Origin of the sequence: Streptococcus parauberis NCFD 2020 (genome assembly GCF_000187935.1) — a bacterium.
Taxonomy (GTDB): domain Bacteria; phylum Bacillota; class Bacilli; order Lactobacillales; family Streptococcaceae; genus Streptococcus; species Streptococcus parauberis.
Genome location: NZ_AEUT02000001.1, coordinates 263994 through 285384, shown reverse-complemented (window position 1 = coordinate 285384; position 21391 = coordinate 263994). Strand labels below are relative to the sequence as shown.

20 protein-coding genes and 1 other annotated feature are annotated in these 21391 nt (G+C 31.6%); of the genes, 2 read left to right on the top strand and 18 right to left on the bottom strand.

Annotated features, from left to right (window positions below):
- Positions 1-253: 253 nt before the first annotated feature.
- Complete coding sequence (locus SPB_RS01430) at positions 254-2464, top strand: LTA synthase family protein (RefSeq protein ID WP_003105988.1); 2211 nt, start codon at positions 254-256, stop codon at positions 2462-2464.
- 68 nt (positions 2465-2532) lie between these two features.
- Here the strand turns inward: SPB_RS01430 and rplT are convergent, their stop codons facing one another.
- The 5 genes from rplT to SPB_RS01405 form a co-directional block, all read right to left on the bottom strand.
- Positions 2533-2892: a 50S ribosomal protein L20 gene (gene rplT, locus SPB_RS01425; RefSeq protein ID WP_003103029.1), complete on the bottom strand. Its 360-nt coding sequence runs from the start codon at positions 2890-2892 to the stop codon at positions 2533-2535.
- A 52-nt stretch (positions 2893-2944) separates the two neighbouring features.
- On the bottom strand, positions 2945-3145 hold the full coding sequence (gene rpmI / locus SPB_RS01420) for a 50S ribosomal protein L35 (RefSeq protein WP_003099936.1): 201 nt from the start codon (positions 3143-3145) through the stop codon (positions 2945-2947).
- Positions 3146-3185: 40 nt separating this feature from the next.
- Positions 3186-3716, bottom strand: coding sequence for a translation initiation factor IF-3 (gene infC, locus SPB_RS01415; protein ID WP_003105630.1), 531 nt, complete (start codon positions 3714-3716; stop codon positions 3186-3188).
- A 14-nt stretch (positions 3717-3730) separates the two neighbouring features.
- Positions 3731-3853, bottom strand: a sequence feature (ribosomal protein L20 leader region).
- A gap of 23 nt (positions 3854-3876) precedes the next feature.
- The gene (cmk, locus tag SPB_RS01410) at positions 3877-4557 is read right to left on the bottom strand and encodes a (d)CMP kinase (RefSeq protein ID WP_003102803.1); all 681 of its coding nucleotides are present in this window, start codon (positions 4555-4557) and stop codon (positions 3877-3879) included.
- Positions 4558-4571: 14 nt separating this feature from the next.
- Positions 4572-5075 (bottom strand): SAG1386/EF1546 family surface-associated protein, encoded by a 504-nt coding sequence (locus SPB_RS01405; RefSeq protein WP_003103656.1) that lies wholly within the window; start codon positions 5073-5075, stop codon positions 4572-4574.
- 46 nt (positions 5076-5121) lie between these two features.
- Between SPB_RS01405 and SPB_RS01400 the strand changes: the two genes are divergently transcribed.
- Positions 5122-5319 carry a ferredoxin gene (locus SPB_RS01400; protein ID WP_003102781.1) on the top strand — a complete coding sequence of 66 codons (198 nt, stop codon included), beginning with the start codon at positions 5122-5124 and terminating at the stop codon, positions 5317-5319.
- On the opposite strand, the gene SPB_RS01395 is transcribed toward SPB_RS01400, so the two are convergent.
- The 13 genes from SPB_RS01395 to cps2T form a co-directional block, all read right to left on the bottom strand.
- Entirely contained in the window at positions 5306-5797 is a 492-nt protein-coding gene (locus SPB_RS01395; RefSeq protein WP_003104539.1) for an EbsA family protein, read from the bottom strand. The two genes, SPB_RS01400 and SPB_RS01395, sit on opposite strands and share 14 nt — an antisense overlap.
- 25 nt (positions 5798-5822) lie before the next feature.
- Entirely contained in the window at positions 5823-7046 is a 1224-nt protein-coding gene (gene pepT / locus SPB_RS01390) for a peptidase T (protein ID WP_003103632.1), read from the bottom strand.
- Between the two features lie 90 nt (positions 7047-7136).
- On the bottom strand, positions 7137-9380 hold the full coding sequence (locus tag SPB_RS01385; RefSeq protein WP_003104221.1) for a GBS Bsp-like repeat-containing protein: 2244 nt from the start codon (positions 9378-9380) through the stop codon (positions 7137-7139).
- Between the two features lie 170 nt (positions 9381-9550).
- Entirely contained in the window at positions 9551-9979 is a 429-nt protein-coding gene (locus SPB_RS01380; protein WP_003102735.1) for a GtrA family protein, read from the bottom strand.
- A 2-nt stretch (positions 9980-9981) separates the two neighbouring features.
- Positions 9982-10914 (bottom strand): glycosyltransferase family 2 protein, encoded by a 933-nt coding sequence (locus tag SPB_RS01375; protein ID WP_003104402.1) that lies wholly within the window; start codon positions 10912-10914, stop codon positions 9982-9984.
- A gap of 19 nt (positions 10915-10933) precedes the next feature.
- Positions 10934-12451 (bottom strand): glycosyltransferase-like membrane protein, encoded by a 1518-nt coding sequence (locus tag SPB_RS01370; RefSeq protein WP_003103673.1) that lies wholly within the window; start codon positions 12449-12451, stop codon positions 10934-10936.
- 9 nt (positions 12452-12460) lie between these two features.
- Entirely contained in the window at positions 12461-14089 is a 1629-nt protein-coding gene (locus SPB_RS01365; RefSeq protein ID WP_050795554.1) for an LTA synthase family protein, read from the bottom strand.
- 1 nt (position 14090) lies between these two features.
- Positions 14091-15860: a rhamnan synthesis F family protein gene (locus tag SPB_RS01360; protein WP_003103275.1), complete on the bottom strand. Its 1770-nt coding sequence runs from the start codon at positions 15858-15860 to the stop codon at positions 14091-14093.
- Between the two features lie 37 nt (positions 15861-15897).
- A complete protein-coding gene (locus SPB_RS01355; RefSeq protein WP_037621083.1) occupies positions 15898-17250 on the bottom strand; it encodes a glycosyltransferase family 2 protein in 1353 nt (450 codons plus the stop codon).
- Positions 17243-18466, bottom strand: a complete 1224-nt coding sequence (locus SPB_RS01350) for an ATP-binding cassette domain-containing protein (RefSeq protein ID WP_003104219.1) — start codon at positions 18464-18466, stop codon at positions 17243-17245. Before SPB_RS01350 ends, SPB_RS01355 begins: the two co-directional genes overlap by 8 nt.
- Positions 18466-19269 carry an ABC transporter permease gene (locus SPB_RS01345; protein ID WP_003103004.1) on the bottom strand — a complete coding sequence of 268 codons (804 nt, stop codon included), beginning with the start codon at positions 19267-19269 and terminating at the stop codon, positions 18466-18468. The genes SPB_RS01350 and SPB_RS01345 overlap by 1 nt, the downstream gene beginning before the upstream one ends.
- Before the next feature lie 3 nt (positions 19270-19272).
- A complete protein-coding gene (locus tag SPB_RS01340; protein ID WP_003105744.1) occupies positions 19273-20205 on the bottom strand; it encodes a glycosyltransferase family 2 protein in 933 nt (310 codons plus the stop codon).
- On the bottom strand, positions 20195-21349 hold the full coding sequence (gene cps2T, locus SPB_RS01335) for a beta 1-4 rhamnosyltransferase Cps2T (RefSeq protein ID WP_003103766.1): 1155 nt from the start codon (positions 21347-21349) through the stop codon (positions 20195-20197). Before cps2T ends, SPB_RS01340 begins: the two co-directional genes overlap by 11 nt.
- Positions 21350-21391: the final 42 nt, after the last annotated feature.

Sequence of the window (21391 nt, the reverse complement as noted above, 5' to 3'; positions counted from 1 at the left end):
AGCACAAGCTCCTATTTTTTGATATAATTTAATTTGGGATTTTTGTGCTCGATAAAATTTGCGACACAAACTTCTGAATGACAGAACTCATTAAAAATAATATTACACATTCCTAGTCCGTTAATATTTTAAAAAATGACGAGCTAAAAACTATTTTCTTAATTTAAACTTTAAGTTAGTTTTTAGTTAACATCGTTATACTTTAACATATTAACCCTTCATAACTTGGAAAATAAACGAGGATGTTCTTACTGTGAATCGATTAAAAAAACGTTTATCAAACTTAATTAACACACGACTAGGATTTATTATTATCCTAGTTACTATTTATTGGTTCAAAACAATTTGGGCCTATCACTTCGACTTTAGTCTTGAACTAGGTAATCTTTACCAAGTTCTTCTATCTTTAATTAATCCAATACCATTTGCCTTACTATTATTAGGTTGCTCCTTATATATCAGAAATACTAAGGCTTTTTATATTGTAAGTTGGATAATTTATATCATTTTAAACTTACTGTTAATTTCAAATTCAATTTATTATCGTGAATTCTCAGATTTCATAACAGTAAGCGCCATGCTTGCTTCAAGTAAAGTTTCAGCCGGTTTAGGCGATTCTGCTGTTAATCTGGTCCGAATTTGGGATATCATTTTTATTATCGACTTTATTATTTTAGGATATCTCTTTGCAAGAAAAAGAATTACACTTGATCATCGACCATTTAATAAACGTGCGTCATTTGCAATTACTGCACTTTCCTTACTTTTTGCTTCTATCAATTTATTTATGGCTGAAATTGATCGCCCAGAACTTCTTACACGTGGTTTTTCAAATACATATGTAGTAAGGGCATTAGGTTTACCAGCATTTACTGCTTATAGTGGTAACCAAACTTATCAGGCTCAAAAAGAAAGAAATGGGGCTACTGCAAACGAATTAATTGACGTTAAATCTTATGTTAAAGAACATTATGCTGCTCCAGATTCAAAATATTACGGAATCGCCAAGGGCAAAAATGTTATTGTTCTTCACTTGGAGAGCTTCCAACAATTTATAATTGATTATAAACTCCAAGCAGATGGAAAAGAATATGAAGTTACACCATTTTTAAATTCTTTATATCATTCAAACTCAACCCTAGCCTTTTCTAATTTTTTCCATCAAGTCAAAGCTGGGAAAACTTCGGATGCAGAGACAATGATGGAAAATTCATTATTTGGTTTAAATAGTGGTTCCTTTATGGTTAACTATGGTGGCGACAATACTCAGTTTTCTGCACCTACTATTTTAAATCAAAATGGCGGCTACTCAAGTGCTGTTTTCCACGGAAATGTTGGAACTTTTTGGAATCGAAATAATGCTTATAAGCAGTGGGGCTATAACTACTTCTTTGATTCTAGTTACTTCCAAAAGCAAGATAAAAATAACTCCTTCCAGTATGGCCTTAATGATAAATATATGTTTAAAGATTCCATACGCTATCTAGAAAGAATGCAACAACCTTTCTATACTAAATTTATTACAGTAAGTAATCATTACCCATATACTAGTTTAAAAGGTGAAGAACAAGAAGAAGGATTCCCATTAGCTAATACTGATGATGAAACTATCAACGGCTATTTTGCAACAGCAAATTACTTAGATGCTTCAATAAAATCCTTCTTTGATTATCTGAAAGCTTCTGGTTTATATGATAATTCAATTATCGTTATGTATGGTGACCACTATGGGATTTCAAATTCACGTAATACTAGCTTAGCTGAATTACTTGGTAAAGACCCTCAGACTTGGTCAGAATATGATAATGCAATGCTTCAACGAGTCCCTTATATGATTCATATCCCAGGATATAAAGAAGGTGGCATAAAAGAAACCTTTGGTGGTGAAATTGATGCCTTACCAACTTTATTACATATTTTAGGAGTTAACACAAGTAATTATGTCCTATTAGGACAAGATTTATTATCTCCTCAAAACAAGCAAATTGTTGCCCAAAGGACCAGCGGTACTTATATGACACCTGACTTTACAAACTATAGTGGTCGATTATATGACACCAAAACTGGTGCTGAAATTACCAATCCGGATCAGGCAACAATAGAAAAGACTAAATTAATCAGAGAAGCTATCACTAATCAATTAACTGCTAGTGACACTGTCCAAACTGGTGATTTGTTACGTTTTGATAAAGATAATGGTTTAAAACAAGTTGATGCAACTAAATTTATCTATACAAAACAGCTTAAACAAATGAAAGCACTCGAAAAGAAATTAGGAAATAAATCAACTAGTTTATATGATAAACGAGATCAGAAGACTACACGTGATTTATTTAAGGCTCCTTCATATCTAGATTTATACCCTGACGGTGGAGGAAAAGAAATTTCATCCTCTAGTTCTTCTTCCAGCGAAGAGCAAGGAGATAAAAAAGATAATAATGAGTCTAAAACAAAAACAGAATGATGCTAGTCATCATTCTGTTTTTTATATACAAAAAACAAACTAATGACTAGCATTAGTTTGTTAAGTAATTATTTACCAAGTTTGTTTTTTGCAGCGTCTGCAAGTGCTGTAAAGCCAGCAGCATCATGAACTGCTAAGTCAGCAAGCATTTTACGGTTAACTTCAATTTCAGCAAGTTTCAAACCATGCATTAATTGTGAGTAAGACAAACCATTCATACGAGCAGCTGCGTTGATACGTGTAATCCACAATTTACGGAAGTCACGTTTCTTTTGACGACGGTCACGGTATGCATAGTAATAAGAATTCATTACTTGTTCTTTTGCAGTACGGAACAAGATATGTTTTGCTCCATAGTAACCTTTTGCTAATTTTAATACACGTTTACGACGTTTACGTGCAACAACTCCACCTTTAACACGAGCCATTTATATTTCCTCCAAATAATTCTAATAAATCTAGTAAATGCTATAGGGTATCTTATTTAAGACCTGTAAGCATTGCTTTAATACGTTTGAAATCTCCTGAACTTACCATTGTAGCTTTACGAAGATGACGACGTTGTTTTTTAGTTTTTCCGTGGAAACGGTGTGAAGTGAAGGCGCGGAAGCGTTTCAAACCACCAGAACCTGTACGTTTAAAACGTTTAGCTGATGCGCGGTGAGTTTTTTGTTTTGGCATTTTAGTATTCTCCTCTTAACTTAGTATATAACAATGACAATTATTTCTTGTCGGTAATTGGTGCAAGTTGCATAAACATTTGGCGACCATCCATTTTTGCTCTTTGCTCAATAATAGAAATATCTTGAGTTGCTTCAGCAAATTCAGCTAGAACCTTTGCACCAATCTCTTTATGAGTAATCATACGCCCTTTAAAGCGGATAGAAACTTTAACCTTATTTCCTTTTTCAAGGAATTTACGACCATTACGAAGTTTTGTTTCAAAGTCTCCCTTATCAATAACAGGACTTAAACGCACTTCTTTAACAGTCACAACGCTTTGTTTTTTACGTTGTTCTTTCTGTTTCTTTTGATACTCAAATTTGAACTTTCCATAGTCCATAATCTTGGCAACCGGAGGAACAGCTTGTGGCTGGATTAAAACCAAATCAACATTTAAAGAATCAGCAAGTGCTTGAGCTTCTGATAATGTTTTAATACCTAATTGTTCACCTTCTAGACCAACTAGACGAACTTCACGAACGCGAATTTCATCATTAATGAATAGATCTTTTTTAGCTATGATCTTCACCTCTTTATTTTTTTAGAGAAAAACGAAAACGAGCCTGATAAATCAGGCCCGCACACATTTATATCCTATTGGATTTGACATGTTGGGCCAGACAACCTAAGTCGCAAGGCGAGAAGCTCTCACTTCTGCTTTTCTCATTGTTACTATAATACCATAGTAACTATTGCATGTCAATCATTTTTTTTGCTTTTTCTTCAATAAATTTTACAACACCCGATATATCAATCCCCGTTGTATCAAAAACAATAGCATCTTCTGCCGCTTTAAGAGGAGAAACTTTACGGTGACTATCTTTATAATCTCTTGCTTCAATTTCTTGTTTTAAGAGTTCTAAGTCAGTTTCGATACCTTTTTCAATATTTTCTTTGTATCTTCTTTGTGCACGTTCATCCACTGAAGCAATCAAAAATATTTTTAATTCTGCATCAGGTAAAACTACTGTTCCAATATCACGACCATCCATGATAATTGATCCAGTTTCAGCAATACGTCTTTGTTGTCTAACTAATTCTTCTCGTATTTCTGGAATAGCTGATACCCAAGAGACATTATTTGTGACATCATTTTGTCTAATATCCAATGTAACATCTTGATCACCAAGAAATACTTTTTGACTACCGTCACTTGCTTTCTTAAATGAAATAGGTGTTTGAGCAAGATTATCTAATATGTCTTGAACATCATGCTCAGTGTATTTATTTTTTAATGCGATATATGTCGCTGAGCGATACATAGCACCAGTGTCCAAATAAGTGTAGCCAAGATCTTTTGCAATAATCTTGGCTACAGTACTTTTTCCACTTGAAGCTGGACCATCAATCGCTATTTTAATGGCTTTCATAAATTCCTCTTCAACTACTTGATAATAACTGCATCTCCAGGGTTAGCATACCAATACCCTTGAGTCATATGGTCTGGATTAAGTGCTTGTAATTCTTCAACACTAATTCCAGCTCTTCCTGCGATGGAAGCTACACCCTCACCTGGTTGAACAACAATTGTTTGTCCTTCAGCACTTGAACTTGAAGAACTAGAACTGTCATCAGTACTTGTACCAGATGCTTCATCATTACTTGTAGCTTTACTTGAATCTTTAGTATTTGTTGTTTTGTTTTTATTGTCAGATTTTTTTGAAGCCTTTGAAGAAGAAGCCCCATAAAATCCAATAGTATCATTTTGTTTATTACCACCACTGTTTGAAGTGTAGAAAAAAATGAATAAAATAGCTACAATAATAACAAAGAACACACTCAAGAGTGCTGTTAACCACGGTGTACTAAGAAGTGCACTCCTCGCATGTCGTGTCCTGGATTCTCTCGAATCTTTTACAATTTTTTCTTCCCATGGTTCTTTAGCCATGTTTCTCCCCCTTGTTAAATTAACAAATTCATATTAGAATAATACTATGAAAGTATCTATTATTCCAGAAAAATGCATTGCCTGTGGGCTCTGCCAAACCTATTCAAGCCTCTTTGACTATCAAGATGATGGAATCGTTAAATTCTCAGATTCACAAAACTTAAGTCAAAATATCGACCCTACAGATCAAGACGCTATCTTAGCAGTCAAATCTTGCCCTACCAAAGCCCTTACAATCCAGTAAGAGGCTTTTTATCTTTTTTATAAATTTCGAAATAATCTAAATTTACCAAATTATCAACAAGAACGACTTCACCTCTAAATTTAGGATTAATTGCCAAGGCATCTAAAAAATATTTTTTAGGCCATTTTCGCATATAAAACAGGTGTTTTTTTCCTTTTGCAAAAATTGTAATAGTTGATTTAGTAACTTCAATTTTTCTGATATCTTTAATTTTAATCCGACGAGGACCAAAAAATTTCAAAGAAACGATTTTTATAATTCCTCGTTTTTCATCAATAATAAAATACCGTTGAAGACCAATACCAACTAGGATAATAAAGATAGCAAATAGGACAAAGACTTGACTGGGAATATCTGTCCGCTCATATAAGAGAGACAGTCCTATAAATATAGGAACAAAAGCAATTGACCAATAAATGATGGAAAAAGATAACTCAGGTTGCCAATGGTAACGAATTTTACCAAATATTTTTATCATTTGTCCCCTCCATTTTTACAGTCACTTAAGCCTCTTGAACAATGCCTATGATAACATCTACTGCTTGTTCCATAGTTTGAAGACTAACAAATTCAAAACGACCATGCATATTTTCGCCACCGGCAAAGATGTTTGGTGTTGGAATTCCCATAAAGGAAATTTTAGACCCATCAGTACCCCCACGAATTGGCTCAATAATCGGTTTAATAGAAAGATTCTCCATAACTGATTTAGCAATCGTAATTGGTGTCATATCTTTTTCAATGACTTTTTTCATATTGTAATACTGATCTGACAAGGTAACAAGCACGCGCTCAGCACCAAGTTCTTGGTTCATTCTATCAGCAATAGCTTGAACTTCAGCTTTTCTCGCTTCAAAGGCTTGATCCTCAAAATCACGAATGATATAAGAGCTTTCCGCTTCTTCTACACTGCCTGACATACCATGTAAATGATAGAAGCCTTGGTAGCCATCAGTTTTTTCAGGTCTATCTGCCTCTGGCAATTGATTATGAAAATCAATCGCCAATTGCATAGCGTTAACCATTTGCCCTTTAGCAGTACCAGGATGGACGTTACGGCCCATAAATTTAAGCTCTAGAGCTGCCGCACTGAAGGTTTCATATTGCAATTCACCAAGTGGACCACCATCGACTGTATAAGCAAAATCAACGTCAAAGTCTTCGACATCAAACTTGTTAGCTCCAACACCGATTTCTTCGTCTGGCCCAAAGGCTACACGAATTTCACAGTGTTCGATTTTTGGATTAGCAACTAAATACTCTATTGCTGTCATAATTTCAGCAATCCCAGATTTATCATCTGAGCCAAGTAAAGTAGTACCATCAGTTGTAATCAAGGTTTGTCCAAGATAATTATTTAAATTAGGAAACTCTTCTAGAACAAGTGAATAGCCTGATTGACCAAGTTCAATCTTACCACCCTGATAATTTTCAATAATCTGTGGGCTAACATTCTCTGCATTAAAATCAGCAGTATCCATATGAGCAATAAAACCAATTTTACGTGTTAATGTAGCACTATTTGCTGGTAATGTACCAATTAAATAACCATTTTCTTTAATATAATGAACATTACTTAAACCAATTGCTTCCATTTCTGGTTGCAAAATATTCAATGCAAAAGCAACTTGACTTTCAGTACTTGGTGTAGTTGTTGAGTCAGGATTACTTCGCGTATTTTCTTTGACATATTTTATAAATCTGTCTAACAAAGTTTGATATTGCATAATTCACCTCATAACTTAATCAATAACATTATAACACAGAAAGGCTTAAAAAACTCTTCTTTCAGATGATTTTTAAGCCTTTTCATTATACTAAATTGTGTAAGTCTTATAGTAGGATAAAATTCCAGAAACAATTCCCTGTGCTAGTTTTTCTTGATAAGCACTTGAGTTAATTCTTTGGAACTCTGTCGGATTTGACATGTAACCTAGTTCAAGAAGCACAGCTGGGGCTGTTGTTTCCCTTAAGACAGCAAATGTGTTCCTAAGTACGCCATTGTTTTTCGCGCCAGTATTTGACACAGTAGCAGCTTGAATGGCATTAGCCAACATTGAGCTACGAGTTAGTCGTTCAGCATCATTATGGAAAGTTTCGTTAATTTTTGATGGGTACTCTGGATAGTACTCATAGTAATATGTTTCAATACCATTTGCTGTGCTCGCTGTCGAAGCATTAAAGTGCATGCTGACAAAAAGGTCAGATAATGAGTTATTTGCTTTTTCTGAACGAGGTAATAGATCCATATAGCTATCATCTGTTCTCGTTAAGACAACCTTATATCCTGCAGCCTCTAACTTCGTTTTCACTAAATTCTGCATTGCAAGGTTCAAGGTTTTCTCTGTTTGGTTGAAATAGCTCGCGCCTGGATCATAACCTCCATGCCCAGCATCAAGATAGACAACCTTATTAATAATGGCATAATTTCCCTGTGAAGCTGATTTCCCGGTACTTTCAAAGTAATATTGACCTAGGTTAAATCCACTTCTTGTATTATCACTAAAATCGATGTAAGTATGAACTGTATAGTTGCCGGCTAAAAATTGATGTAGTGCCTCATTGACCTGAATGCTAGCTGTTTGATTAAGTAAATCAGTCGTTTGATACCAATGTATATTGGATTGGTCAGATAAGGACCAAGCAGCTACACTAACTTTTTTAATCGTTTTTGTACCACCTTGAACATCGACTGTTAAGATCCCTATATCTGCTTGGTAATTTGATACAGTAACTTTTGGTTGAATAATAACTGGTTGAATTACTTCTTTAGATATTTTAAAACTACCAAGATTAGTACCAACTTTACTTCCATCGGTATAATTAGTATAGACATGAACAATATAATTATCAGAAGTATTGCTGTGGTTGGCAATGTCAATCAATTGACTTGTGCTATTATTGGAAATTTGAGGCTTATACCATTTTAAATCATCTTGACCAGCTGATTCCGACCATACCGCCATCGAAACACTCGAAATAGTTTTAGTCTGACTAGTACCAACCACATTTACAGTGAAACTAGTTTTGGTCTCTTGATAGTTAGTTACCGAAACAGTTGCATTAGGTTTCGTTTCAACATTACTAAAAGTAGTCGTCAACAAGCCAATTTGACCACCAGTAATTGTACTTTGACCATAAATATGGATTTTGTATAATCCTTTTTCATTATTATGATTTGCAATGTTTACTAATACTTGGTAATTACCAGTTGCTACTTTACTAGCTTTATACCACTTGAGGTCATCTTGACCATTTTGATCAGTCCATACAGGAATAGAAACACTTGTAATGGTATCTGGTACGTTATTAACGTTAATTGTAAAGCTCGATGGACTAGTTTGCGTAATTTGACTTGTTACTTGTGGTTTCAATAATGTCACTTCTAAGGTAGTAATCCCTTTCATGACACCATCTGATTTTTGATAAGCATGGATATGATAGCTGCCAAATTCTTTATGTCGAGAAAAATCAACATAAGCTGCTCCTTGAGCAGAAGCTGTATACCACACTAAATCATTTTGATTATTAACATCTCCCCATACAGCATATAGTATGGAAGCATCTGTTGGAATTGGTTGGTTATAAGTAATCGATATGCCTGTATCATCAGCTGTGGCGGTTACAGGACTTGTAGTTGTTGCCGGCATTGTTACTGATGCCATTTGTTTTTCTGGAGCACTAATTTCTTCAGATAAAGAAGCCACTTGATTTACTTCATCTGCTGTGACAGTTGAAGCAATATCAGTACTCTCATTAGTTTGAATATTTGCTTCAGTTGAACTAAGCACAACTGACTGACTAGTTATAGTTGTACTTGTTGTTTGGCTAAGATTTAATTCAGAAACAGGAACCTCAGCTGTTACAGATACATCTGATGAAGAAATCTCTTGATTTGGTACACTAGTTCCTGTACCTACTATGCTGTTAGTTTCTTGAGTTAATCCAGAATCAGTAGATACTGGTGTGGTATTATTAATATTTGTAGTTGTTGTAGTAGACGGTGTATTAGGCTCTACCAAGACATCTTCTGCCAAGACATTCTTTTGTACAAAAAGCATGCTTAAAACAAAAGGTGCTATTAAAAATATGTTGTTTTTAAGTTTCAAAATGGTAACCGACCTTCAATTTAATATTTAAATAATTATAACATTAATTCATATATGCTTCAAACTGACTAACCTAAAAAAGCAATCCTAGTTCTACTGTTGAACATTGGATTACTTGTAGTTTATTTGCTATTTTTAAAAATAAATAATTTACTGAAAACGTAATTTAGAGCAATGACTAGCACTTGACCAATGATTGTCTCAACAGCATTAACAAGACTGATATTATGATTAACAAATTGACCAATAATATTTGGAAATTTTTCAACTAAAAGATAAGCCAAAGCTAAATCAAGTACTAATGTTGCTATCCTAGCAATACTAAACTTAACTAGTCGGTTAAACCAACCAGCTCTAACCTGGTTGAAAACAAAAATATCATTAGTAATAAATGCAAATACAACAGCTGCAACATTAGCAACCAAAGCTGACAAAGTTGCTTCTTTAGTCACAGAAAAACATATCATCCTAACAAGCATGTAGACAAGTGTAGTTAAAACACCAAAAAACAAATATTTAAAAACTTCATTATTCAATATCTTTTTTAGCATAATTACAAATCACTTTTTTCTTTTATTATATATACAGGACGTTTTTTAGTCTCTAAGAAAATTTTTGCAATATATTTTCCTATTATACCTAAAGCCAATAATTGAAGCCCGCCCAAGAGTAAAATAATACAAATTGTACTTGCCCAACCAGAGACAGGATCTCCAATAAAGATTTTTTTAAGGATAATAAATATTATTCCAAAAATAGCTGATAAGAACGACAGAATACCTGACCAAGTTGCTAATTCTAATGGGGCACTTGAAAAATTTATAAATCCTTCCAAGGAGTATTTCAATAGGCTAAAGAAACTCCAAGAAGTTTCTCCTGCTACTCTATCTCTATTATCAAAAGAAATATATGTAGTCTTATATCCTACCCATGCAAATAAGCCTTTCGAAAATCTATTAACTTCTCCTAGTTCAAGAATACTGTTTACAACTTGCCTAGTCATCAAGCGAAAATCTCTAGCACCATCAACCATCTCTGTATCAGAAACAATATTTATAAGTTTATAGAATAATTTGGAAAAAAATGATCTAATAACTGGCTCACCTTTTCGATCAGCTCTTCGAGTTCCTACAACATCAAAACCATCATTAATCTTCTCTAACATTGGAATTAACAATTCAGGTGGGTCTTGTAAATCTACATCCATCACAGTAACTAAATCACCATCTGATTCTTCAAGACCAGCTAGTAAGGCAGCTTCTTTCCCAAAATTTCTAGAGAAAGAGAGATAATTTACATTTAGATACTCTTTAGAAGCCTGACATAAAACATCGAGAGTTTTATCAGATGACCCATCATTGACAAAAATATAATCAAATATTAAATCATCAAGCATCAATTTCTCTATTTTTTTAGTCTCGTTTAAAAATGGATAAATTGTCTCTTCCTCATTATAACAAGGAATTATAATACTAAGTTTTTTCATTATTAAGACCTTTTCTAATTTATACAAACCGTTTTAGAGTATTTAACTTAATACTGAGATTGTTAAATCCTATACCTGATAATAATATTATTTGTGGTAAAAATTGAATCATATACCTAGATTTACCACCTTCAAAGATTAATAGAAAAAGTAAACCACCAAAAACAGCAATTGCGAGTGTCTGTGAAATTAATGAGTTATTTACTTTGATAAAGCTAATAACAAATCCAATAATCATAATAATATATATAATTTGTAAAAAGACTCGATAATAATTAAAAGTTGGTCTATCTGTATAGATAATATAATTTCTAAAAAAATTGTAAATTCTATTATCTTTATGATTTTGATACATAGGATTTATGAAGAATGCACCTTCTTTGGAAGCATCCTTATAATTCCAACCTAAACTACCATCTTTCACAGTGGCAGACTGCTTATACAACAAATGTCCAATAAATGTGTTTAAATTATATTCTTTTAATCTTCTCTTTATGTCCTTCTTGACTACTTCGTTTGAGTATCTACCATCATATTCGGAATCTACCTTAGTACTCTCGTTAACGAACATAGATAATCCATTCTGGAATTCGATTTGATTTGTACCTATATATGTTAAACCTAGGTCAATAAAAGCCAGTGGAGTTTTGGCATACTCTTTTTTTATTGAAACAACATTTTGACTATTATTAATTGATTTAGAAATTGTAATGGTCGGAACAAATATTAATGAGAAAACAGCAAAGTACACTAGGAATTGTTTATAACCTTTGTAAATAAAAGAAATGATAAAGAATGCCATTACTAATATTAATAAAGTTGGTCTTATGGTATATCCAATACCCGTGGTAATTGCTAAAAGAATGACTTTAAGGATTAAAGATTTAATCTCATTATCTTTGTTAAGAATTTCAAATATTAAATATAATTGAATAGTGATAATTGGTAAAACCATCACATCTGTATACATTGTTACAAACTGTGGTGTAAGTGTAATAAGAAATGTAAATAATAGGAATGCAATATCAGCTACATTTTGTGAAATAAACTTTTTTGAGACAATATATAGTAGATAACTAGATAGATTTACATAAAATATATTTAAAAACTGCATGATCCAAATTGCATTATTTTTAAATAAATTATAAAAAACTCTTTCATATAAAAATAAAAATAGATTATTGGGATTATATGATAAGTAAGTTGAAATAGTTGAATTATCTACAATCTTCATTGCACCATTAAATACCATTGCCGCATCAGACCGGATCATTAAGATTGTTGAAAATAATATTAGTAATTGAAAACAGATAGAGAATAGGAATATTAATATTTTGTACTCAAGTAAAACATTAATAACTTTTCTACTAAACTTTGGCATCAAAAACAAGAACATTAATAAAATTGCCAATACAAATAGTAATGGATTTGGTGCACTACCTAACAAAGTTAAACTTGAAAACAACCAGTATATACCAATTAACAACATCAAAGCTGTAAATAATTTAAGAACAAATTTTTCATATACAATATTCATTGTTTAACCTTATTTTTCTACTATTTGTTGTTTTGCTGCAAAATATTTTTGTAATTGATTATCAATAATTTCTTGTTGTGTCGCTGTTGGGGCTTGTATTGAAGCCTTATCAGAAGATAATGTATAAGAATTATCGTGGAAAATAGTATCATAACTATTATTATTATCTTTTCCAAAAAACAAACTAACTCCTAAGAAGTAATTTTCTTCAGAAACTCCAATATAATCAAGAACCGTCGGAGCTAAACTTAAAGAGTTTCTTCCTTGAACATCTAATCTTTCTGGAGAAATTCCTTTGAAATAAATTGATAATGGCATAGTTCCTAAATCTGGATTTGCGCGATTTTCCTTAGGAAAAGCACTCTTATATTCGGCATCAGCAAATGTTGAATGATCTGTTGTGAATACTAAAACTGTGTTTTTAGACAGCTTGCTTTTGTTAAATTTTTTCATAAATTTTCCAAAGTAGTAATCAGCATTATAAAAACGATTGAGTACTTTATCCTTACCATCTTTAAACTTTTTATCACTTGAATCAAATGTTTGATGGGTACCATAAGTATAAATTGAAGTAAAGAAAGGTTTACCATTTTCATTTTCTTTTTGCATTGTCTCGAATAATTTATTGTACGACTGTTCGTCAGATAGGCTATTTGCATTCCCTTTTGTATTTTTATAATCACTAATCACCTTGTCAAATCCAAAGGATTCTAAATATGAGGTGAATTGAGTATTCTTAGGTTCTGCGTTAATAAATGTTGTACTATAACCATTATTTTTTAGTATGCTTTGAATTGAAACTAAATTGTTTTTGTCATAATTTTCTAATTGATAGCCTGAATATAATTGACCAATAAGTCCTCTATATGTTGCGAAAGTATGATTATAATAGTTATTAAATGTAATAGATTTATTTTGTAAATCTTTTACATTCGGCATAATATTTCTTTCATCATCGATAACATGTTGTGATAATCCCTCAGTAAATATTACCACTACATTTGGATTTTTCGGAAGTTTTTTATCAGTATCTCGAGCACTTGAAATTTTATCTTTATAGAACTCTTTTGTTACATTCCCTTGTGCTTTAATTGCAGCTCTAAGTTCCATATTATTTTTATATTGTAATGCAATATTATAAACACCAAATGCTTGTGAATATGAATTACCATATAACATAGTAATTAATAATTCAAATGCTAGAAATGCTGATAAAAATGCAGTATTGTTTTTGAAAAATTTGACATAACCAACAGGTAAAAATGAAAATAGTAATACTAATATTGTCCCGCCAATATATATAGGAAATTTACCAGACAATCCGTCTAATGATTCAAAATTTGTTAACATAATTAAATTAACAAATGTCCCCGAAAAATATTTAACAAAAAACTGAATATTAAATATTAATAATAGTATTGAATTTAGAGAATATCCAATAATATTTCTTTTGGAAGATAATATTGCGTTTGTAAGAAAGAAGATTACTGATAACTCAATTAATCCAATAAACAATAGTAATAAACTTTTTGAAGATATATAAACTAGAATTGTTATTACTAATGGAAATAGATATTTTACTATAGTTGATATAGTTAACTTATTATTGTTGTGACTTTTTGTTTCTCTATGACTCATATCAATTCCTAACTAATTTTTCCTTTATTCTTTTTATTATATATTTTAATGCTCGAGCAGGTCCTATCACAATATATTTTAATGCTCCTTTTATACCACCCATGTAAGTGAAGTCTACAAAGGTATTTGGTGCACCATTTCCACGTTCATTCAATAATTTATTATCGATGAATGGAGTTAAGTCAACTGGATTTTTAGAAATCCTAAAATCATAATGTTGATTCCAAGCAATATAAATTAATAGCCTTTCTATTGCATGTAATATTGAATTTTGAGGTAATGGCTCAGCAGGTACATCTTCTACTGTCAGGTTCAAGTCAAATAAAGGCTTTAAAGCATCATATTTAAACCAGACAAAGGTCCCATAGGACATGACAAAAGTGTGAAGATGATTGAAATCAATGGACTTTGTTAATCCCATTTTTTTCCATAACTCATTCATTTCCGGGGCTATAAGATTTTCATTCCAAGCCGTTACTATCTTATTATAACGGAAATAAGTCGGCATATCAGCAATAACGATACCTACTTTATTTTTTTCAAGAGTTGCTAAGATGCTATCTGCTGGAAGGACCAACATTTTGATAAGCTCTTTTCTCCAGCTTTCTCCAGCCCAAAAATCAGCTTCTTTGGATTTTTTGGTGTGAAAATGACCAATGTAGTCATAAACTGACAATTTTTCTTTTAAAAGCAACATTGGTAAAACATCGCGACCAATATTACCAGTTACAAAGACCTCAGCTTTTTGATTATTTTCATTCAATACATTTTCAATTTGTGTTTTTTTCTCTTCGATATCAGTTGTAATAAACAAATCATAATCAAAATGAAAATTCTCAAATGCACTTAAAAATTCTTGTAAAAGATCAACATAAAAAGTATGTAAATGAATTGCAACTTTTTTATTAATTACTTCACTTGGCAAATCAGATTTTAGATATTTATTTGCTAATAGATATTTAAAATCCGGATAATTAATATCTGACATATGCTCAACAATCAAATCCACTGGATAAGTAGACTCTATTTTTATGTAGTCCAATAAATATGGAGTTATATGTTGATTATTATCTATTGCTTTTACTTTGATGAAAGGTACTCGATGTTGAAGAATCGCTGTGGGATGATAATAAGAAAAATCAGCATGCAGCAATTGGCTAGCATCCTCATTCACAGTATTAAAAATGACATCATATTTAAAACCTGCATCTATGAATGTCGTGGTTACTTTAGTTTCATAATTAGATATTACTTCATCAACATTTGTAAGATCCTTTATACCTAACCAAAAATTGTAAAAACTTTCAGACAGTATAACTGCCTTTTTGAATGAAATAAAATAACTTTGTATATGTTCCCTAAATCCATTATTATGAAGTGTTTTTTTATTTTCTCGATTATTAGTTAATCCCCAAAGATCAACATCTGAGTCATTTTCAAACCTTTCATAATAATCAGTCATATCCCAAATCGGTCCAAAACATGTATCATTCATTGTTGTAATAGAGTCATAAGTTTTAAGATCTTCGAAACCAATTTTCAACATTCCATCGCGCCAAGCCGCAAAATCAAATCCAATGTTTTTTCGAATAATAATATCATTGATTAATCCTTGATCATATAATTTTGACTGATCTTCACTAGTTAATTGACTATTAGAAATGAATATTACTTTTGAAAATAGAGGATTTAATTTTTTTAATTGGTACTCCACATGTGAACTCAATTTATTATATTTATTAAAGTGCACGTATAAAAGTAATCTCTTCATTTTGTTCTCCTACGGTATTTAATTTTAGTATTAATTCTCAACTTTTTCTCTGTAAAATTTTATTAAAAAAATTAATTATTTTCGTTGGAATTGTCCATCTACGTGAATGGGTAACAGAATTATAACGAACAACCATTTCTTCCAACTCATTTTTATAATAATCTCTCTCAGTTAACGTTTGTGAGAAGTTTTGTAAAAATAAATCACGTTCTGCTACTACTTCTTTATAATTAGTAATTTTTTCACCTAATATTTTTCCTATATAATCATCAGAATAAATATTAGCAATATTAAACCTTGAATACAGTAATTCAAGGTTTTTCAACTGTATTGATTTTATATCATAAATAATTTGAGGATCAAATTCATTAAAAATCATTCCATTGTTAATGTTTATCCCGTTTGAATGTATCCCAATTAATGAAGTATTCGTTGATAAATTAACTAGTGAAATGTCATTGTAAAAACTTGGTAGTTCTCCTAAATCAATTCTAATATATGTAGTATCATTAGGAACTTCAATTTTAATTTTGTCGCTTTTCTTTAGGTCATATTCTAAAATACTATCCTGTGAAAAAAATGGTTTATTTTCACTTGTATAATAAATTGTTAATTTTTGATTCTCATATTGACCATCTATATTCGAAAGATTATATAATCTTTCGAAATTTATTTTCAGAGCATTTTGAGCTAATTTAGGATTGTATGAGAAGTATTTACCAAGAATATAAGAATAAACTTGGTAATAATATTTCAAATCATCTCTAGCACTCATTGATGTATCTATTACACGATAATTTAAGTAGGTATTCTCACAGGGACCAGGAATTGCATTATTTAAAATAATTAGATTCATAAAAAAATCATAATCTTCAAGTTTCTTATAATTTAGATAATCATCATATCTAATATTTCCAATAATATTTCTCTTAATCAGTGAACAAGAATCAATAAAGTTTTCAATATAAAAGTGATCTAAATTAAACGGTTGAAGTTCAAGAACAATATTATTATTATCTGGATTCACTAATTTTGAATAAACTATGTCGAAATTATTTTCAATTGAAGTCAATAAAAGTTGTTCGATATAATTTTCTTGTAGAAAATTATCACTATCAACAAACAATAAATATTCTCCATTGATGTATTCGAATGCCCTGTTTCTAGTAGCGACTAGTCCCATATTTGAATGTTCAAAATAATTCGTATCCTTAAAAGGAGAAGCTTTCAAAATGCTTTTTATGATTTCTCCTGAAGAATCTTTTGAGCCATCATTAAAAATCAACAGTTCAATATTAGTATATGTTTGTTTAAAAATACTTCTTAAACACTCTTCAATATATTGTTCATGATTGTAACATGTAACAACAACTGACACCAATTTATTCATTTACAAATTCCCATTGTCCATTTCTTTTCAACATACCGGTAGATGAATCTAATTCTGAAAAATCATCCTCGTCAATGTCCGTTCTATTTACAATAACAATTGGACTATTTTCATTATTAGCAAATGCAATCATTTTATCATCTTCATCTCTAATTGATACTTGTAATTTTAATTTCACATTATTGAGTGTTGACACACTACACTTATATCGTTGAATTTTTTTGCCAGTTCCACTAGTCATATTGTCCATTGTATTATCATTATAAATCCATATATTTCTATCAATATCAGTTAGAGAAAAAGCAATATATGTTTTCATATCTTTTAGAACATCGTAGTGGATTTCAAATTCAATTATATCGTCTGGTCCTTGTAGACTTTTTGACAATAAGTTAACCTTTAAATCCTCAATGAATGAAATTTGCTCTTCAGTTTCATTTTCTTCATTAGATTCTTCTTCCGTCACAATAGCATTGTCAAAACTGTATTGATTGGCTACATCGTCAGGGTTACCATACGCTTTTACTAAGCCGTCTTCAATAAGCACAGCACGATTACAATATTTTTTTACAGCACCCATATCATGGGTAACTAATATTGTAGTCTTTCCACTAGCTTTGCGTTCCATAAAGTAGTCGTTACATTTTCGTTGAAATGCTTCATCCCCAACCGCTAATACTTCATCAAGTATTAGAACATCTCCTTGTGCTTTAATTGCAACAGAAAATGCTAAGCGGACTTGCATCCCGCTAGAATAATTTTTTAGTTTTTGGTTCATGAAATCATGTAACTCTGCAAAGCTAACAATATCATCATACATACCATCTACTTCTTCTTGTGTGAATCCAAGCATGGCACCGTTCATATAGACGTTATCGCGTCCAGTTAATTCTGGATTAAAGCCCACACCTAACTCAATAAATGAAACCATTTTACCATCAACAGTCACTTGACCCTTTTCAGGAACATAGATTTGTGAAATGATTTTTAATAATGTAGACTTACCAGAGCCGTTTCGTCCAACAATTCCAAAAAAATCACCTTTATGTACATCAAAATTAATATCTTTTAAAACACGTTGCTCTGTAAAACCTTTTATCCCTCTGAATCTATTGACTAAAGTTGTTCTAAAGCTTTTTGTTGCTTCTGTCGGTAATTTAAAGGATTTACTAACATGTTCTACTTTTACTGCAATTTCTTTTTTAGTTTCTGTCATTAGATAATCTCCGCAAATTTCTTAGCATTTTTATTAAATACAATAATTCCTAAAGCCAAAATGCAAAAAGGTAGAATATAGGGAATAATAACATAATACCAATTATGTGACATTTGCCAAATTGTCGCATTTGCTCTGTCAATTAACAAATATCTAAAATCTTGAATCATCTGTGCAAGTGGATTTAACATTAGAATTTTTGCTGCTAAAAGATGTTGGTCAGATACAAATGTAATAGGATAAATTATCGGTGTCGCATACATGGCAGCTTGCATCAAAACTTCCCAAACTTGAGCTAAGTCTCGATAATAAACAAATAATGTTGATAAAAGCAAAGCTACTCCGACGGCTAACACAAATAGTTCAATAAATAAAAATACTGCAAGGTATGCATGTGAAGAAATGGTAACACCATTAATGACCGCAAAGATAAGTACGACTACTAGGTTGATTGAAAAATTGATTAATGCGCCTAATACAGCAGAAAAGACAATTGTGTGCTTAGAAAAATTTAACTTTCGGAGTAAATCTCCCCTTGTTACAATCGAAACCATTCCCATACCTGTCGCTTCTGAAAAGAATGACCAAATAACATTGGCTAATAACAAGGCAACAGGGAAATGCGGTACAGACCCACCTAATCTCAAGAAGCGGATGAAGACCAAATACATAATTGTAAACATCATTAGCGGTTTTAAGATGGACCATAGATAACCGATGGCACTTCCTTGATATCTTAATTTAAAATCAGTTTTAACTAATTCTTTCAAAAGAATACGATTCTTTTTACTGAATAATTCCATTACTTACTTTCTCCTATACCCTAATTTTGTAATAATTAGAGTTCTAAATATAAATGTGTGAAATGGTCTATTTTTTTTAAAACCATACTTTCTTAATAATTCTATGCGTGTTAAAAAGGGTTGTTCAATCAGAGTTACATATGATTCAATCATAGATTTCTTAAAATTATCTATATCCAATTCAAGTAAATAACTTGCTTGTTTTTGACTTGATGTAATTAGCCACCAATATTTCTTTAGAGATTGGCTTGGATTGATCCAACTATTGATTCGTTTTGACCACGTTCTAGCTCCTAAAACGTTAGCTTCATGCTGACGATATAGCTCCGTTGGCTGATCGATATAAACTAGTTTGCCTTTTGCTGCAGCAATTAAGGCTAAATACCAATCATGCATCAATAAGTTATCAGACTGTGTCCATAATTCTGCCAAACAATGATTAATGACTGATGTCCCACCAGTCACAGAATTCTCTGTTAATTCTGATAATAAATCTGTATTAGCGTGATCAGATTGATAACGAATCATGCTTTCTTGCAAAACTTCCAATTGATTATTGACAATTGACAAGTCTGTATAAACTAAAAGTGGTTCACTTTCATTATATTTCAATGCCTCTTCAATAGATATTTCAAGTTTCCTTGGTATCCAATAATCATCTTGATCACTAAAAAAGTAGAAATCAGCTACTTCATGTTTTACTAAAGTATAAAAATTTTTGATAACTCCAAAATTTTCTCGATCATTTTCATTAATAAAAACAATTCGAGAATCTATGTCTACAAACTCTTTAATGATTTGAGGTGTCCTATCACTAGACCCATCGTCACGAATTAAAAGTTTCCAATCAGTAAGAGTTTGATCTTGGATACTTTTAATTTGTTGGGCTAGGTATTTTTCCCCATTGTATGTAGACATCAGAATATTAATTTTCATTTAAAAATAAAGCCTCGTATTCCTCTACTATTTTTTCCCATGTGTAATTTTCCTGAATAATTTTCTTAGCTTCTTGGCCTAGCGACTCATAGTTTGAACGTTCGTCGACACTATCAATTAACTGTGATAAGTCATTTTCTTTTTTAGTCCAATAGAGTGCACTGGTCCTTGCAACTGATTTATTAAAGTCAACTCCCAGTACTAAATTAAGATTGGTATGAGCTAACGCTTCTAATAAACCTGGGTTGGTTCCACCAACCTCATGACCATGAATATAAGCAAATGCATTTTCCCTGATATAATTAACAAGTTGCCTGTCATATTGTGTCCCAATGAATTTTATACGCTCATCTCTATTACAGCCGGTTTTTTTAATTAAGGTATCATAATAGGTGTTACCTTTATTATTACAAATGATAATCAAATCCCGTTCTGTGTGTGAAGTCATAAACTCATTGATAATCGTTTCATAATTATTCTCAGGTACAAAGCGACCCAAAACTAAATAATAGCCTTTTTCATTGAAGTCAAATTGATAAAAATAATCACGCACGATATCGTCTTCAAAAGATAAATTAGAGGGCTTAGTATCGGTTCCATAGGCTATGAATTTAGTCATGGCCCAAGGATAGTTGTCATTAATGTATTTTTCAATGCCAATATTGTCAGAAATAACTAAATCAGCAAGTTTGGTCATCTTCTTTTCAGCAAATTTTAAATACCATCTTACCGGAACTGTCCATTTTGACCTTTTCCATTCCAAACCGTCAGGATTGATGTAAAACAGTCCATCTCGATCCCGAATTTTTTTTACCAAAGGTCCCATAAAGCCACCTATGGTATTCCCTAATAAATAAAAAATCGGTTTGTCAATTTGATGTTGGTCAATATAAGACAGGGCATAATTTACGGCCATGATATCATAAGCAATGACTCGAGCTGGACCAAGTTTGGGAGGATTAATATAAAAACAATCCACTCCATTATATTCAAAGTGTTCATGATGTTGAGTATCGCTTAGACAAGCAACATGATAGCTAATATCAGGTGATTTTTGATGTGTCACTAATTGATCCACAAAAGTCTCGAAACCACCATATTTTGCAGGTAAACCTCGGCTACCAATAATAAAAACGTCTTGCATGTCACAATGCCCCATTCTAAATATAATCAATGATTATTATAG

Coding starts and splice junctions, on each gene's coding strand:
- rplT (WP_003103029.1), bottom strand. CDS start 2,892: ATGGCTCGTGTTAAAGGTGGAGTTGTTGCACGTAAACGTCGTAAACGT.
- rpmI (WP_003099936.1), bottom strand. CDS start 3,145: ATGCCAAAACAAAAAACTCACCGCGCATCAGCTAAACGTTTTAAACGT.
- cmk (WP_003102803.1), bottom strand. CDS start 4,557: ATGAAAGCCATTAAAATAGCGATTGATGGTCCAGCTTCAAGTGGAAAA.
- SPB_RS01405 (WP_003103656.1), bottom strand. CDS start 5,075: ATGGCTAAAGAACCATGGGAAGAAAAAATTGTAAAAGATTCGAGAGAA.
- SPB_RS01400 (WP_003102781.1), top strand. CDS start 5,122: ATGAAAGTATCTATTATTCCAGAAAAATGCATTGCCTGTGGGCTCTGC.
- SPB_RS01395 (WP_003104539.1), bottom strand. CDS start 5,797: ATGATAAAAATATTTGGTAAAATTCGTTACCATTGGCAACCTGAGTTA.
- pepT (WP_003103632.1), bottom strand. CDS start 7,046: ATGCAATATCAAACTTTGTTAGACAGATTTATAAAATATGTCAAAGAA.
- SPB_RS01385 (WP_003104221.1), bottom strand. CDS start 9,380: ATGCTTTTTGTACAAAAGAATGTCTTGGCAGAAGATGTCTTGGTAGAG.
- SPB_RS01380 (WP_003102735.1), bottom strand. CDS start 9,979: ATGCTAAAAAAGATATTGAATAATGAAGTTTTTAAATATTTGTTTTTT.
- SPB_RS01375 (WP_003104402.1), bottom strand. CDS start 10,914: ATGAAAAAACTTAGTATTATAATTCCTTGTTATAATGAGGAAGAGACA.
- SPB_RS01370 (WP_003103673.1), bottom strand. CDS start 12,451: ATGAATATTGTATATGAAAAATTTGTTCTTAAATTATTTACAGCTTTG.
- SPB_RS01365 (WP_050795554.1), bottom strand. CDS start 14,089: ATGAGTCATAGAGAAACAAAAAGTCACAACAATAATAAGTTAACTATA.
- SPB_RS01360 (WP_003103275.1), bottom strand. CDS start 15,860: ATGAAGAGATTACTTTTATACGTGCACTTTAATAAATATAATAAATTG.
- SPB_RS01355 (WP_037621083.1), bottom strand. CDS start 17,250: ATGAATAAATTGGTGTCAGTTGTTGTTACATGTTACAATCATGAACAA.
- SPB_RS01350 (WP_003104219.1), bottom strand. CDS start 18,466: ATGACAGAAACTAAAAAAGAAATTGCAGTAAAAGTAGAACATGTTAGT.
- SPB_RS01345 (WP_003103004.1), bottom strand. CDS start 19,269: ATGGAATTATTCAGTAAAAAGAATCGTATTCTTTTGAAAGAATTAGTT.
- SPB_RS01340 (WP_003105744.1), bottom strand. CDS start 20,205: ATGAAAATTAATATTCTGATGTCTACATACAATGGGGAAAAATACCTA.
- cps2T (WP_003103766.1), bottom strand. CDS start 21,349: ATGCAAGACGTTTTTATTATTGGTAGCCGAGGTTTACCTGCAAAATAT.